We start from the raw sequence: 15268 nt of genomic DNA on the forward strand, positions 1-15268 counted from the left end.
TCATGACCCCCGCCCGCAGCCGACGATCTGCATGTGTTGTAATCATGGCGTCAACGAGTTATTTGCTTGCCCGACTGATAACCATCACGGACAATACCGCCTTTAGCAAGTCGGCAACCTTAAAACATCGCAAAGATGGGCGCCATAGATGCGCGTTGCCAGGGGCGGGGTAGTACCGCCCGCGCACCCGGCGGGGGGGCGTTGGAAAAGAAGAACGGAGACACCGGTTCTTTTATCATCACCAGGAAAATACTCCATGACCAAGATGTCCAAGATGCACAAGCGCGTCACCTGCTCCCATGGCGCAGCGCTGGCGTTCCTCGTCCTGCTGCCGATCGCCCAGGCTGCAGCCCAGACGGCGGCCCCGGCCGAACCGGCGCCCGAGTCCCTGCAGCTGCAATCGGTCACCGTGACCGCGCAGCGTCGTACCGAGAACATCCGCGACGTGCCGGTGTCGGTAACGGCCCTGAAGGGTGACAAACTGGACGTCCTGGTCTCGGGTGGCGATGACATCCGTCTGCTGGCCGGCAAGGTGCCGAGCCTGAACGTGGAATCGTCGAACGGCCGTACCTTCCCGCGCTTTTATATCCGCGGCTACGGCAATACCGACTTCAACACCTTCGCCTCGCAGCCGGTCTCGCTCGTGTACGACGACATCGTGCAAGAGAACCCGATCCTCAAGGGCTTCCCGATCTTCGATCTGGCCAGCGTCGAAGTGCTGCGCGGCCCGCAGGGCACGCTGTTCGGCCGTAATACCCCAGCCGGCGTCGTCAAGTTTGAATCCGAAAAGCCACGCCTGAACAGCACCGAAGGCTACTACAACGTGTCGGCGGCATCGCACTACACGTTCAATGCCGAAGGCGCCGTCAACGTGCCGCTGTCGAGCAACGTGGCAATGCGCGTGTCGGCCGTCGGCCAGCACCGCGACGACTACGTCGACAACTACAGCACCCCGGCCAAGACCACCAAGCGCGGTGAGCTCGACGGCTACAACGAACACGCCGAGCGCGTGCAGTTCTTGTACAGCAAAGATGGTGTTACCGGCCTCTTGGGCTTCCACCAGCGTCAGACCAATGGCAGCGCACGGCTGTTCCGCGCCAACCTGATCAAGAAGGGCAGCAACACCTTCGCCGACGGTACCGATCTGGACCAGATCGTCACCAACGCGATGAATGACCAGGACCTGAAAACCAACGGCATCAACCTGCGTCTGGAATGGGATCTCGGCGGCTACAAGCTGTCGTCGATCACCGGTTACGAGCACATCATCGGTTACTCGAGCCGCGGCGACATCGACGGCGGCACGCCAACCGGCCCGGGCTTCATCCCGTTCCAGGTTGAGACCAACGGCTACATCAACAACCTCGACCAGTACAGCCAGGAATTCCGCGTCGAATCGCAGAACACCGGCCCGTTCAACTGGCAGACCGGCGTCTACTTCTTCGATGAAGACGTCACCGGCGGCAGCGACAACTTCGACAGCACCACCTACGCGCGCACCTCGCGCCTGGTGTCGACCCAGAAGAACAAGGCCTGGGCTGCGTTCGCTTCGGCAACGTACAACCTGACCCCTGACTGGACCATCCGCGGCGGCGTGCGCTACACCAAGGACGAGAAAGAGTTCCGCACCATCGAAGCGACCAACGTCGTGCAGATCGGCCCGTCGTCGGTCGAAGCGGACAAGAAGAAGGTCAGCTGGGACCTGTCGGCCACCTACAAGCTCACGCCTGACGTGAACGTGTACGGCCGCGCCGCAACGGGCTTCCGCGCACCGAGTATCGCTGCTGCCTCGGCGTCGGTGCCGATCACCGTGGCCGATGCCGAAACCATCAAGTCGGTCGAGCTGGGCATCAAGGCTGACCTGTTCGAGCGCCGTGCACGTGGCTCGTTCTCGATCTACGACTACACGATCGAAGACCAGCAGCTGACCGTGGTGGGTGGCAATTCGAACGTCAACCGCCTGATCAACGCCGACAAGACCAAGGGCCGTGGCGCCGAGTTCGACTTCGAAGCAGCGATCAGCACCGCCCTGCGCATGAGCGCCGGCGCGAGCTACAACTACACGCAGATCCGTGACGGCAGCCTGTCGGTCAACCGCTGCGCACAGTGCACGATCACCGATCCGATCAACGGCGCCGGCCGTGTCGTGATCGATGGCAACGCACTGCCACAGGCACCGCGCTGGACCTTCAACGCGACCGCCCGCTACGGCGTGCCGTTCCGTGACGGCGAGCTGTACTTCTACACCGACTGGTCGTACCGCAGCAAGGTCAACTTCTTCCTGTACGAGTCGACCGAGTTCACCGGTGCACCATTGACCGAAGGCGGCGTGCGCGTCGGCTACATCTTCGGCAACGGCAAGTATGAAGTCGCAGCCTTCGGCCGCAACGTGCTCGACCAGCGCCGTATCACCGGTGCGATCGACTTCAACAACCTGACCGGCTTCACCAACGAGCCGCGCCAGTGGGGCATGCAATTCAAGGGTAATTTCTAAGAATTGACCGGCCTCCACGAGGCTGGCGTGTCACAAACGAAAAGGGCCGCGCATTGCGCGGCCCTTTTTTGCATCTGAGAACGATGCGATAAACCTTCGTCAACAAATTTTAGGTGTCAAGTATTCTGCTAAATTTATGTTTTGCCGAACAAAACATGGTTTTGCAAAATTTAGACATGTAACCGTTGTATGCACGCTTCACTCTCTCAGGTTTGCGTTCCGTTAAATCTTTCTTTCGCGCTACGCTGGCTGAGCCGCCTCGATGCGGCGCCGGCAAAGTCCGGACTACAACGATACGGGCGAGCCCTTTCGCCCGACGGAAAACCTTGAACAAGGAAGAAAAATGAAGCAAACGCATTCGATTCGTCCTGTCGTATTGAAGATGTGCGCCGCGGTATCCCTGGCGCTTGCCTCGAGCGTAGCCCTGGCGGCTGCGGGCGATGCGGCGTCCCCGGGGCCACAGTTCATTGTGGAAACCGACCGGATCATCGTGAAGTACCGCGACGCGCAACCGGCCGTCAATGGCATCGCTGCGCGCGTGGCCAGTACCAGCGGCGAGCGCAAGGCCAAGCTCGACCGCGCCGGCCAGCAGTTCGGCATCGTGGTCCAGGAAAGCCATCCGATTTCCACCGGCGCGAAGGTGTTCAAGCTCGACCGCAAGCGCAATCTTGCCGAAGTGAAGTCCCTGGCCGCCGAGATGATGGCGCGCGATCCGTCGATCGAATACGCCGAGCCGGACCGCATCATGACGCACATGGCCACGCCGACCGACCCGCGCTATACCGACCAGTGGCACTACTACGAAACGGCGGGTGGCCTGCGCCTGCCAGCCGCCTGGGATGTCTCGACCGGTGCCGGTGTGATCGTGGCGGTCATCGACACGGGCTCGCGCCCTCATGCCGACCTGAGCGGCCAGCAACTGGCCGGCTATGACTTCATCAGCACTGCCGCCATCGGCAACGACGGCGATGGCCGCGACAGCGATGCGAGCGACCCGGGTGACGCCGTCACCGCCGGTTCCTGCGGCAGCGGCCAGCCGACCCGTGACCAGGCATCGAGCTGGCACGGCACACACGTGGCCGGCACGGTGGCGGCGCGCACCAACAACGGCGCCGGCGTGGCAGGCGTGGCCTACAACGCCAAGGTCCTGCCGGTGCGCGTGCTGGGCAAGTGCGGCGGCTACACGTCCGACATTGCCGACGCGATCACCTGGTCGTCCGGTGGCACGGTCTCGGGTGTGCCAGCCAACGCCAACAAGGCGCGCGTGCTGAACCTGTCGCTGGGCGGCGGCGGTGCCTGCGATGCAACCACGCAAAATGCCATCAACGGTGCCCGCTCGCGCGGCGCCGTGGTGGTGGTCGCTGCCGGCAACGACGCCGTCAACGTCAGCAACGCCAGCCCTGCCAACTGCTCGGGCGTGATCGCGGTGGCGGCCACTGGTCGCACCGGTGGACGGGCGTCGTACTCCAACTTCGGCACGCTGGTGGATGTGGCTGCGCCCGGTGGCGATGGCGCCTCGGGTGTGCTCTCGACGCTCAACAGCGGCACCGGCGCACCGGCCGCGGACAGCTACGCGGCCTACCAGGGCACGTCGATGGCCACGCCGCACGTGGCCGGCGTGGCTGCGCTGATGCTGGCGCTCAACGCCAACCTGACGCCGGACGAGATCGAGTCGAAACTGAAGTCGACGGCGCGCGCGTTCCCGGCCAGCTGCTCGGGTTGCGGCACCGGCATCGTCGATGCGGCGGCTGCCGTGGCGTCAGCGACCGGTGGCGGTGGCGGTACACCGGTCACCACGCTGGCCGAGAGCGAGTCGAACAACACGACGGCGACGGCAGACCCGGTCACGGCCAGCAACACGACCGTCACGGGCAATCTGGGCAGCACGACCGACACTGATTATTTCCGCGTCGATCTTCCAGCCGGCAAGACGCTGGCAGCCAGCTTGAGCCCGATATCGACGACGGCCGACTACGACCTGTACGTGTACAGCAGCACCGGCGCGCAGTTGGGCACCAGCCAGAACGGCGCCGGCGCGACCGATACCGTCAATTCGGCCAATACCACCAGCAGCACGGCGATCCGCTATGTCCGTGTGACGTATTACGGGGGCGGTACCGGCGCGACCAATGGCCGCTATTCGCTGAAACTGAGCTGGTAAGCCAGTAACCCTGCGCCATCGTCATGGTCAGGGTCGTTTTTTGGATCCAGGACACGCGCGATTCGTTCGCGCGTGTTTTTTTTGGCTCAGGATTCCCTGTTCATGATTGTTAATTAACTGAAGTTGCCCGTTACATATTTTGCGTTCAAAAAGTTACGCCAAAGAAAAAATGTTAATGAGGAAACGACCAGTGCAAGTGTTGTAACTATGCTGAAAGGGTGTGATTTTCCACGCGACAATATGTTTCCTTGCGGCTACTCTTGAATCTGCCGCTATGGTGCGGCGCCCGGTGCAGCTGGTCTTGTCATGACTCAGGCGCATCGACATGCCTGATGCAGAACTTGAACGGGAAAATCATGAAACAAACGTATTCGATGCACGCAGCGACGTTGACGCAGCGCGCTGCACTCTGGCTGGCGCTGGCATCCCTCCCGGTGTGCGCAGCCGCCGCCGCCGCGGGCTCCCAGGAGCCGCAGTCCATTCTGGAAACCGACCGCGTCATCGTGAAGTACCGCGACGCCCAGCCCGCCGCCAATGGATCGACAGTGATCGTGGAAGGCGGCAGCAGCGCGCGCAAGGCCAGGATTGACCGCGCCGGCCAGCAGTTTGGCGTGCTGGTCCGGGAAAGCCATGTGCTGGCGAACGGCGCAAAGGTGCTCAGGCTCGATCGTCGGCACAATCTGGCCGAGGTGCGCTCGCTGGCGACCGAAATGATGCTGCGCGATGCGTCGATCGAATATGCCGAGCCGGACCGCATCATGACGCACGCGGCCACACCGACCGATCCCCGCTATACCGACCAGTGGCATTACTACGATACGGTTGGCGGGTTGCGCCTGCCAGCCGCCTGGGATATCTCGACCGGTACCGGCGTGGTGGTGGCCGTGATCGACACCGGCTACCGTCCGCACGCCGATTTGAGCGGCCAGTTCCTGCCGGGCTACGACTTCATCAGCACCGCCGCCATCGGCAATGACGGCAATGGGCGCGACAGCGATGCGACCGACCCGGGTGACGGCCTCACGGCCGGTGCCTGCGGTGGCGGCCAGCCATTCTCTGACCAGCCATCCAGCTGGCACGGCACGCATGTGGCCGGCACGATAGCGGCGCGCACCAACAACGGCGCCGGCGTGGCGGGCGTGGCGTACAACGCCAAGATCCTGCCGGTGCGCGTGCTGGGCAAGTGCGGCGGCTACACATCCGACATCGCCGATGCGATCACCTGGGCATCGGGCGGCGTCGTCGCGGGCGTGCCCGCCAATCCCAACAAGGCGCGCGTGCTGAACCTGTCGCTCGGCGGGGGCGGGGCCTGCAGCGCGACGATGCAGAACGCCGTCAACGGGGCCCGCTCGCGCGGCGCCGTGGTGGTGGCCGCAGCAGGCAATTCGGCCATGGACGTCAGAAACGCCAGCCCGGCCAACTGCACCGGCGTGATCGCGGTGGCCGCCACCGGGCGCACTGGCGGGCGGGCACGCTATTCCAATTTCGGCGCGCTGGTCGCGGTGGCCGCGCCGGGTGGCGATGGCGCCTCGGGTGTGCTGTCCACGCTCAACAGCGGCCGGAGCGGGCCGCTGGCAGACACCTACGCGGCCTACCAGGGCACCTCGATGGCCGCGCCGCACGTGGCCGGCGTGGCTGCGCTGATGTTCGCGGCCAACACCAACCTGACGCCGGACGAGATCGCAGCAAGGCTGAAGTCGACGGCGCGTGCGTTTCCGGCCAGTTGTTCGGGATGCGGCACCGGCATCGTGGATGCGGCGGCAGCCGCAGCATGGGCCAGGACCAGCGCCGCGCCCGTCGTCGTTGCCGAAAGCGAAGCGAACAACACGATCGCGACGGCCAATACGGTCACGCCCGCCAATGCCAGTGTCACCGGCAACCTGGGCACGACGACCGATACCGACTACTTCCGGGTCGATCTGCCGGCCGGCAAGACACTCAAGGCCAGCTTGAGCGCGGTGCTGGCAACGGCCAACTATGACCTGCAGTTGTACAACAGCGCAGGCAAGCAACTGAGCGCGAGCGTTAACCGCGCCGGCGTGGCCGACACCGCCACATTTGCCAATACCAGCACCAGCACGGCGGTCCTCTATCTGAGGGTGGTGTACGCCAGCGGCGGCACCGGTACGAGCAATGGCCGGTATGCGCTGGCATTGACCAGGTAAGTCGTGGCGCACGCACCTTGCCGGTGCGTGCGCAGGGGGTGCTGCAGCGCTGCACGCCCTGATTTCACATGGCACGTTGATTGCATGCATACAGGGTTCCCTGCCAAGCAGCCATCGACCGGAGTCCATCATGAAATTGCGCACCATTACGTTCGCGACCGCCCTTGCCCTGGCCGTGTTTGCACCTGCGACCGCCGTGTTCGCCCAGACCGCCGACAAGCTCCCGCTGCAACCGTTGGCCGACAAGCCCGGGCGGGTCCTTGTGCCCGGTACCAAACACGAGGTGTATTACGTGCCCTCGACGGTGGAGACGGTCACCTGGGGCTATTTGCCGAACGCGGCCACCAAACCGGTGCTGTCGATCCCGTCCGGCGCGACGATTGTCTTCGATACGCTGTCGCATGAAGGCCTGGTCGAGGACCAGGGCCGCAATCCGCTGGCGTATTTTGGCAGCAAGGGCATTCCCGCCAATATGGTCCTCAAGGATGGTATCGCCATCACGGGCTCGTCGATGGCCCATGATTTTGCCAAAGACGGGCCGCATATCGTGACCGGGCCGGTGGCGATCGACGGCGCCGAGCCGGGCGACGTGCTCAAGGTCGAGCTGCTGTCGGCCGTGCCGCGTGTGCCGTATGGCGTGATTTCCAATCGCCACGGCAAGGGAGCGTTGCCTGGCGAGTTCCCGGAAACGCCGAAGCCGACAGCAGATGCCTCGGCCGCTAACCCCAGCGCCTACAACAATGTGTCGGTGTTCACCCCGATCCGGCGCACCAAGGCCGGCAAGTGGGAAGCCGTGATGAAGACCGCCAACGGCACCGAAGTGACGTTCCCGACCGCGCCGTTCATGGGCGTGATGGGCGTCGCGGCGGACACGATCAAGCCGGTGCACTCGGTGCCGCCTGGCCTGTACGGCGGCAATATGGACATCAACGACCTGGGCGTCGGCTCGACCGTCTACCTGCCGGTGCTGGTCAAGGGCGGCAATTTCTACACGGGCGATCCGCACATGGCGCAAGGTGACGGCGAGGTGGCGCTGACCGCACTCGAGCATTCGATGCGCCCGACCTTTCGCATCACGGTGCTCAAAAAGGGCGACCCAGGCATTCCATCGCGCTCGGGCAGCCTGGCCAGGCCGCTGGGCGAGACGGCCGATCACTGGGTGACGATCGGCCTGAACCCCGATCTGGATGAAGCGATGAAGGACGCCACGCGTGAATCGATCCGCTTCCTGACCGAGATACTGGGCATGGACCGTCCCACCGCATTTGCCTACCTGAGCGCGGCCAGTGACTTCCAGGTCAGCCAGGTGGTTGACGGTACCAAGGGCGTGCACGGGATGATCCGCAAGGCCGACTTCAGTAAGGTGAAGAACGGCTTCACCAACAAAGCTGGCAAGAAATGAGCAAGATTTGCACGGGGAAGATTTTTAGAAGATACTGTATGCAATTACAGTAAGCGACCCCGGCAGTTTGTGACCGCATGGGGCGGCCCGCCAGCGTGAACGCCCCAGCCCGAAAAATCATCCACTGCGATTGCGACTGCTTTTATGCATCGGTCGAGATGCGCGACGATCCGTCGTTGCGCGGTCGGCCGTTGGCGGTGGGCGGGCGCGCCGACCAGCGCGGCGTGGTTGCCACCTGCAATTACGAGGCGCGCCGCTTCGGCATCCATTCGGCGATGGCCACGGCCCAGGCGATGAAGCTGTGCCCGGAGCTCGTGGTGATTCCGCCGGCGATGGAAAAGTATCGCATCGCGTCCAGCCAGATCATGGCCATCTACCAGGATTACACGGAGATCGTCGAGCCGCTGTCGCTCGATGAAGCCTATCTGGACGTGACCGATTCGCCGCACTGCAAAGGCAGCGCGACGCTGATTGCGCAGGAGATCCGGCGCCGCATCGTCGAGACGGTGGGCATTACCGCCTCGGCCGGCGTGGGCCCGAACAAGTTCGTCGCCAAGATTGCCAGCGACTGGAACAAGCCCGACGGCCTGTTCCTGGTGCGGCCCGAAGAAGTCGACGCGTTTGTCGCGGCGTTGCCGGTCAAGAAGCTGCACGGCGTGGGCAAGGTCACGGCCGAGAAGCTCAACCGGCTCGGCGCCCAGACCTGCGCCGACCTGCGCGGCTGGAGCCTGGACAAGCTGCAGGAGCATATGGGCAGCTTCGGCGTGCGGCTGTATGACCTGAGCCGCGGGATCGACCATCGCGAAGTGAATACCTCGCGCGAGCGCAAGTCGATCAGCACCGAAGAAACCTATACGCCGGACGTGCCGGATCTGGCAGCCTGCCTGAAGCTGCTGCCCGATTTGCACGAGCATTTGCTGGGCCGTATCAAGCGGGCAAATGCTGAAAAATTCATCAACAAGCTGTTCGTGAAGATCAAGTTTTCGGACTTCCAGCAGACAACCGTCGAATGTGTGGGATATGCGCCCAACATTCCGACTTATGGACGTTTACTGGAGACCGGCTGGGCACGCGCCAGCCGGCCGGTGCGATTATTGGGCGTCGGCGTGCGCCTGGGCGACACCGAGATTGTCGAGCAGTTACGGCTGTTCGACGATTCTCCGGATGACGCGACAACCCCCTGACATTTTTGACGCTGCGGCTGCTGTGCAGCGTAGAATGTCGTTCCCTAGAAATACTGAAACAAGTGGATTAAACCTATGTGGTTCAAGAATCTCCAGATCTACCGCCTGCCGGCCCCTTGGGCCTACACCCCTGAACAGCTGGAAAAGGCCCTCGAGCCGGGCAGCTTCGTGCCTGCCAACAGCAATGAATTGCTGCGCCAGGGCTGGGATGCACCGCGCCCGAATGGCGGCCTGGTCCATGTCGTGAACAAGCAGATGCTGATCATGCTGGGCACCGAAAAGAAATTGCTGCCGGCATCGGTCATCAACCAGGTGGCCAAGGCCAAGGCGGCCGAGATGGAAGAAGCGCAGGGCTTCCCGCCAGGCAAAAAAGCCATGAAGGAACTGAAGGAGCGCGTGGCCGACGAACTGCTACCGCGCGCCTTCACGCTGCGCAGCAATGTCTGGACCTGGATCGACCCGGTCAATGGCTGGCTCGTGGTCGATGCGGCCAGCCCGGCCAAGGCCGACGACGTCGTCAAGCTGCTGCTCAAGGCCGTCGACAAGATGCCGCTGGAGTCGCTCCGCGTGCAGCGTTCGCCAGTAGCCGTGATGACCGGCTGGCTCGAAGCCGATGAAGCGCCGTACGGCTTCACGATCGACCAGGACACCGAACTGCGCGCCACCGGCGAGAGTCGCGCTGCGGTGCGCTACGTGAAGCACACGCTGGAGCCGGACGACATCCGCCGCCACATCGCCGCCGGCAAGCAGTGCACGCGCCTGGCCATGACCTGGAACGACCGCGTCAGCTTCGTGTTGACCGAGTCGCTGGCGATCAAGGGCATCAAGCCGCTGGACGTGATCAAGGAAGGCGAAAGCGCGACCCACAACGACGACGAACGTTTCGACAACGATATCGTCCTGATGACGGGCGAGCTGTCGAAGATGCTGGCTGATATCGTCGAAGCGCTGGGCGGCGAAGCCAAGGCGTAAGCAGGCGTCAGGTACATGGCGCCTGAATCAGGCGCCGGTGCATTGAACGGCCGGACCTGGTGTCCGGCCGTTTTTCGTTTCTGTTTATAATTCCTGGAACACGCCGGCGCTGCGGTTCTTGGTCACGTTATCCCAAGGGAACACCTGACCGTTCATCGCCACGTACACACCGGCCGGCAGCACCTGCGCGACGCCGCAGGCAAAGCCCAGGTTGAACAGCGCGTCGGAATTGGCGATCGCATACGGGATCATGGCGCCGGTCAGCACGATGGTCTGGTCGAGGCCCGCCGCGCCCAGCACAGCAGCCGTCTCGCGCATCGTGTCGGTGCCGTGCACGATCACGATGGCCTTCTCGGAGGCAGCCCGGCAGGTCGTCAGCACACGCTCGCGGTCGGCGTCGCCCATCTCGAGCGAATCGAGCAGCGGCAGTACATCCAGCGCCACCGGCACCGTCATGCGGCTGCGCTTGATGACCTCTGGCAAATGGCTTTCGGCAAAGCCCAGCACACCATTGAGTTCGTTGTAATGCTTGTCGAAAGTGCCGCCGGTGGCGATGAGTCGCAAAGTCATGTTGGTTTATCCACTCGCTGAAAAAAGGTCCTCATGATATCGCCAAACCACCGGCGATCTCCAGGCGACTGCGCTAGAATCGTCCGGATCGGATGAGTATTTCCCCCATCATTTTCCTTTTCTACAGTCTATTTCCATATTTGCCATGAAAGCAGTTGCCCCCGGAACCGTGATCTTCCAGCGCCATCGCGGCTATGGCGTGATCACGCATGTCAACCTGCTCACTGGGTGGGTATCGGCGCGCTTCGGCAACGAGTCGCGCGCGCAAGACCTGAACCTGTCGAACGACGAGGTGCAGCACGCCGACGGCGAGCCGATCCTGTTCCGGCGCGCCCCGCCCGACCGCATGCCACACGCGCGCCTGATGGCCGTCGTGCGCGCGCTGCACGAGGCCGGTTATCAGAAACTGTATCTGTACTCGTGGCCGAAGCCGTCCGGCCTGCACTGGCGCTGGCACCTGTTCACGGGGCCGCGCAACTGGATGCAGCGCACCTGGCGCGAAGGCTGGTATGGCTCGGGCGCCGAGTACAACAACAATCCGGTCATGGGTTGGAACGATGTGCCGGGCGCGAGCACCGATGAGCTGATCCATGCACTGGCCAAGTTCGATCCGCAAGGGCTGGCCGAGGCGCTGGGCCGCGACGAAGATCACACGGCGTGGTTCGCACAGGCATGCGACCTGCTGCTGCCCGGGTATATGTATAGCCTGAACATGGAGCGGCCCCCGGGTGGCGGCCTGATCGAAGCGCCACCGGTGCCGATCGTCCCGGTGCGCGCCGGCCTCAAACCCTATGCCGGGCCGGATATCGGCTGGCCGCCGGGCTGGGCCGGGCTGTGGACCGGCACGCATGTGCTGCCGGCGCCGAAGATCAACATCAAAGGCGAGCCCGAACTGCGCTGAGTTTCCACCTTTGCGTCAGCCTTGGGTTCCAGCCTGCGCTGGAACGACGTGCTGATGGTAGCCGGGATGGATGCAATTGCGCGGTTTGGCCTGCTACCGATGAACGTCGTTCCAGCGAAGGCTGGAACCCAAGTCAGCCCGCATACCACGCCGTTCCAACGCAGTGCCGCGGCCCGCTTACCGCTTGCCCAGTGCCTCAGGATTCAGAATATTGGTCGGCGTACCCTGCGCGAACTGCACGATATTCTCGAACGCCGCCCTGAAATACAGCTCGTAACTGTCCTGCTCGACGTAGCCGATGTGGGGCGTCGCCAGCACGGTCGGTATGCGCAGCAACGGTGAATCCGGTCCCAGCGGTTCGCTGGTGAACACGTCCAGCGCGGCCATGCCCGGGTGGCCTTTCTTCAAGGCGCTTTCCAGCGCGCCATCGGCCACCAGTTCGGCGCGGCTGGTGTTGACGAACAGCGCGTCCGGTTTCATCCGCGCCAGATCGCTTGCCGTGACGATGCCACGGGTCGTGTCGGCCAGGCGCAGGTGCAAGCTCAGCACATCAGCCATCTCGAACAGCGCCTCGCGCGACGGCGCCGCTTCAAAGCCATCGGCGATCGCCGCCTGCCGGCTCGCTTCGCTGCCCCACACCACCACGCGCATCCCGAACGCCCGCGCATAGCCGGCCACCAGCTTGCCGATCTTGCCGTAACTCCAGAGCCCCAGCGTGCGGCCATGCAGCACGCGGCCCACGCCGTTGAGCACCGGATTGGTCGAGGCCGTCTGCCACAGTCCTTCTTTCAGATTGGTGGCGTACGGCACGATCTTGCGGCTGGCCGCCATGATCAGTGCCCAGGTCAATTCTGCCGGTGCGACCGGTGAGCCGGTGCCCTCGGCAATCGCAATGCCGCGCGCGGTCGCAGCGGCGACGTCGATGTGGCCGCTGACCTTGCCGGTTTGCGAAATCAGTTTCAGGTTGGGCAGCTTGGCGAGCAGGGCCGCAGAGAGGGCGGTGCGTTCGCGGATCAGCACCACTGCATCGAACGGCGCCAGCCGGATGGCAAGCTGGCCCAGGCCGCGGGTCGAGCTTTGGAAGACCTTGACCTCATGGCCATCGAGCAGGGGATAGCACGCGAGACGGCGTGCAGCGTCTTGATAGTCATCAAGAATCGCGATTTTCAATGGTGTTGTCACAATTGTATGATCTGCCTGTAAACAAATAACACGATAGGGCAAATGCCCAAATAGCCTACTACATTAGTCGGGCATTTTTCCTACTTTTTTGTAGTGAAACCCGTCGAAACGCCGTTTTGCGGGTGTACAATCGGCGCAGAACTTAAGCGAATGACACGTATCCAACGGTGCTCACGAGACGCACCGCAAGGCTTCACTCGAAGCTGCCGACCTGCCCGCTGTATCGTCAAGTGTCGATTCCTGCTTCTGCCGCAGAGTGCTTGCCCAACGTCGTGATCGACCGCAGGGCGCCCCGGCCGAAGACGATGCAAGGTAACGGTCCACCCGAATTCTTAATTGGCATTTGGAGGTATCCCCATGAACCAACCCGTGATGGGCGGCGTCGCCGCACTGAACGTCCCAGCTTACATCAAACATCAAAAACTCATCAATTGGGTGGCTGAGATTGCTGCGCTGACCAAGCCTGACAGCATTTACTGGTGTGACGGTTCGGAAGACGAATACGACCGCCTGTGCGCCGAGATGGTTGCTGCAGGCACGATGAAAAAGCTGAACCCGGCCAAGCGTCCGAATTCCTACCTGGCCTGGTCCGATCCGTCGGACGTGGCGCGCGTCGAAGACCGCACCTACATCTGCTCGGCCACGAAAGAAGAAGCCGGCCCGACCAACAACTGGATGGAACCGGCCGAAATGCGCCAGACGCTGCACGGCCTGTTCGACGGTTGCATGACCGGCCGCACGCTGTACGTCGTGCCGTTCTCGATGGGCCCGCTCGGCTCGCCAATCGCCCACATCGGCGTCGAACTGTCCGACTCGCCATACGTCGCCGTCAATATGCGCATCATGACGCGCATGGGCCGCGCCGTGTACGACGTGCTGGGTCAGGACGGCGACTTCGTGCCGTGCGTGCACTCAGTCGGCATGCCGCTGGTCGATGGCCAGGCCGATGTCGCATGGCCATGCAATGCCACCAAGTACATCGTCCACTATCCGGATACCCGCGAAATCTGGTCGTTCGGTTCCGGCTACGGCGGCAATGCGCTGCTGGGCAAGAAGTGCTTCGCGCTGCGCATCGCCTCGAACATGGGGTACCAGGAAGCGCAGCAGGGCGGCACCGGCTGGCTGGCCGAACACATGCTGATCCTGGGCGTCGAATCACCGCAAGGCGACAAGAAATACATCGCTGCCGCGTTCCCGTCGGCCTGCGGCAAGACCAACTTCGCGATGCTGATCCCGCCACAGGCATTCAATGGCTGGAAAGTCACGACCATCGGCGACGACATCGCCTGGATCAAGCCGGGCGCCGATGGCAAGCTCGTCGCGATCAACCCGGAAGCCGGCTACTTCGGCGTGGCCCCGGGCACCAACGACAAGACCAACCCGAACTGCATGGCTTCGCTGCGTGAAAACGTCATCTTCACCAACGTCGCGCTGACCGACGATGGCGACGTCTGGTGGGAAGGCATGACCAAGGAAGCACCGGCTCACCTGATCGACTGGCAGGGCAAGGACTGGACGCCGGCATCGGGCACCAAGGCGGCGCATCCGAATGCGCGCTTCACGGTCGCCGCAACGCAGAATCCGGTGATCGATGCCGCCTGGGACGATCCTGCCGGCGTGCCGATCTCCTCGTTCATCTTCGGTGGCCGTCGTTCGACGACCGTGCCGCTGGTGACCGAAGCACGCGACTGGGTGGAAGGCGTCTACATGGCCGCCGCGATGGGTTCGGAGACCACCGCCGCCGCTGCCGGCCAGATGGGCGTCGTGCGCCGCGATCCATTCGCGATGCTGCCATTCATCGGCTACAACATGAGCGACTACTTCCAGCACTGGCTCGATCTGGGCAAGAAGGTCGAAGCGATTGATCCGGCGGCATTGCCGAAGATCTTCTGCGTCAACTGGTTCCGCACCGATGCGCAGGGCAACTTCGTGTGGCCAGGTTACGGTGATAATATGCGCGTGCTGAAGTGGATCCTGGACCGCACCGCCGGCGCCACCGGCGGCACCGAGCACCTGTTCGGCACCACGCCGAACTACACCGACCTGAACTGGGAAGGCGTGGACTTCAGCGAGCAGCAATTTGCGCAGATCACGTCGATCGACAAGGATGCCTGGCGCGAAGAACTGAAACTGCATACCGAGCTGTTCGAGAAACTGGCCTACCACCTGCCGCAAGAGCTGGTGGCCACGCGTGACCGGCTGGAGAAACAACTGGCTGCTTGAGCTTAAGCTGCCTG

General features: G+C 63.2%; 10 protein-coding genes. 8 read left to right on the plus strand and 2 right to left on the minus strand.

Annotated elements, in window-relative coordinates:
* The first annotated feature begins 256 nt into the window (after nucleotides 1–256).
* From HD842_RS13385 to HD842_RS13410, 6 genes are all read left to right on the plus strand, one after another.
* A complete protein-coding gene (locus tag HD842_RS13385) occupies nucleotides 257–2494 on the plus strand; it encodes a TonB-dependent receptor (protein ID WP_183555168.1) in 2238 nt (745 codons plus the stop codon).
* A 343-nt stretch (nucleotides 2495–2837) separates the two neighbouring features.
* Nucleotides 2838–4655 carry a S8 family peptidase gene (locus tag HD842_RS13390; protein ID WP_183555170.1) on the plus strand — a complete coding sequence of 606 codons (1818 nt, stop codon included), beginning with the start codon at nucleotides 2838–2840 and terminating at the stop codon, nucleotides 4653–4655.
* Between the two features lie 356 nt (nucleotides 4656–5011).
* Nucleotides 5012–6820: a S8 family peptidase gene (locus tag HD842_RS13395; protein ID WP_183555172.1), complete on the plus strand. Its 1809-nt coding sequence runs from the start codon at nucleotides 5012–5014 to the stop codon at nucleotides 6818–6820.
* A 130-nt stretch (nucleotides 6821–6950) separates the two neighbouring features.
* The gene (locus HD842_RS13400; protein WP_183555174.1) at nucleotides 6951–8222 is read left to right on the plus strand and encodes an acetamidase/formamidase family protein; all 1272 of its coding nucleotides are present in this window, start codon (nucleotides 6951–6953) and stop codon (nucleotides 8220–8222) included.
* A 77-nt stretch (nucleotides 8223–8299) separates the two neighbouring features.
* The gene (dinB, locus tag HD842_RS13405) at nucleotides 8300–9406 is read left to right on the plus strand and encodes a DNA polymerase IV (RefSeq protein ID WP_183555175.1); all 1107 of its coding nucleotides are present in this window, start codon (nucleotides 8300–8302) and stop codon (nucleotides 9404–9406) included.
* Between the two features lie 75 nt (nucleotides 9407–9481).
* Nucleotides 9482–10378, plus strand: a complete 897-nt coding sequence (locus HD842_RS13410) for a recombination-associated protein RdgC (protein WP_183555176.1) — start codon at nucleotides 9482–9484, stop codon at nucleotides 10376–10378.
* 84 nt (nucleotides 10379–10462) lie between these two features.
* On the opposite strand, the gene HD842_RS13415 is transcribed toward HD842_RS13410, so the two are convergent.
* Nucleotides 10463–10948 (minus strand): asparaginase domain-containing protein, encoded by a 486-nt coding sequence (locus tag HD842_RS13415; RefSeq protein WP_183555177.1) that lies wholly within the window; start codon nucleotides 10946–10948, stop codon nucleotides 10463–10465.
* A 145-nt stretch (nucleotides 10949–11093) separates the two neighbouring features.
* On the opposite strand from HD842_RS13415, the gene HD842_RS13420 reads away from it, so the two are divergent.
* The gene (locus tag HD842_RS13420) at nucleotides 11094–11849 is read left to right on the plus strand and encodes an L-asparaginase (protein WP_183555178.1); all 756 of its coding nucleotides are present in this window, start codon (nucleotides 11094–11096) and stop codon (nucleotides 11847–11849) included.
* Nucleotides 11850–12026: 177 nt separating this feature from the next.
* Here HD842_RS13420 and HD842_RS13425 read toward each other — a convergent pair whose 3' ends face one another.
* Nucleotides 12027–13019, minus strand: coding sequence for a D-2-hydroxyacid dehydrogenase family protein (locus HD842_RS13425; RefSeq protein ID WP_183555179.1), 993 nt, complete (start codon nucleotides 13017–13019; stop codon nucleotides 12027–12029).
* A 369-nt stretch (nucleotides 13020–13388) separates the two neighbouring features.
* Between HD842_RS13425 and HD842_RS13430 the strand changes: the two genes are divergently transcribed.
* On the plus strand, nucleotides 13389–15254 hold the full coding sequence (locus HD842_RS13430) for a phosphoenolpyruvate carboxykinase (GTP) (protein ID WP_183555180.1): 1866 nt from the start codon (nucleotides 13389–13391) through the stop codon (nucleotides 15252–15254).
* Nucleotides 15255–15268 lie beyond the last annotated feature (14 nt).

It is taken from the genome of Massilia aurea (genome assembly GCF_014200505.1).
In the GTDB taxonomy this organism is placed as follows: Bacteria; Pseudomonadota; Gammaproteobacteria; order Burkholderiales; family Burkholderiaceae_D; genus Telluria; species Telluria aurea_B.

What these genes read in the sequence shown, in the direction of transcription:
- HD842_RS13400 (WP_183555174.1), top strand. Translation starts at nt 6,951, where the DNA reads ATGAAATTGCGCACCATTACGTTCGCGACCGCCCTTGCCCTGGCCGTG.
- HD842_RS13410 (WP_183555176.1), top strand. Translation starts at nt 9,482, where the DNA reads ATGTGGTTCAAGAATCTCCAGATCTACCGCCTGCCGGCCCCTTGGGCC.
- HD842_RS13420 (WP_183555178.1), top strand. Translation starts at nt 11,094, where the DNA reads ATGAAAGCAGTTGCCCCCGGAACCGTGATCTTCCAGCGCCATCGCGGC.
- HD842_RS13385 (WP_183555168.1), top strand. Translation starts at nt 257, where the DNA reads ATGACCAAGATGTCCAAGATGCACAAGCGCGTCACCTGCTCCCATGGC.
- HD842_RS13395 (WP_183555172.1), top strand. Translation starts at nt 5,012, where the DNA reads ATGAAACAAACGTATTCGATGCACGCAGCGACGTTGACGCAGCGCGCT.
- HD842_RS13390 (WP_183555170.1), top strand. Translation starts at nt 2,838, where the DNA reads ATGAAGCAAACGCATTCGATTCGTCCTGTCGTATTGAAGATGTGCGCC.
- HD842_RS13430 (WP_183555180.1), top strand. Translation starts at nt 13,389, where the DNA reads ATGAACCAACCCGTGATGGGCGGCGTCGCCGCACTGAACGTCCCAGCT.
- HD842_RS13415 (WP_183555177.1), bottom strand. Translation starts at nt 10,948, where the DNA reads ATGACTTTGCGACTCATCGCCACCGGCGGCACTTTCGACAAGCATTAC.
- dinB (WP_183555175.1), top strand. Translation starts at nt 8,300, where the DNA reads ATGGGGCGGCCCGCCAGCGTGAACGCCCCAGCCCGAAAAATCATCCAC.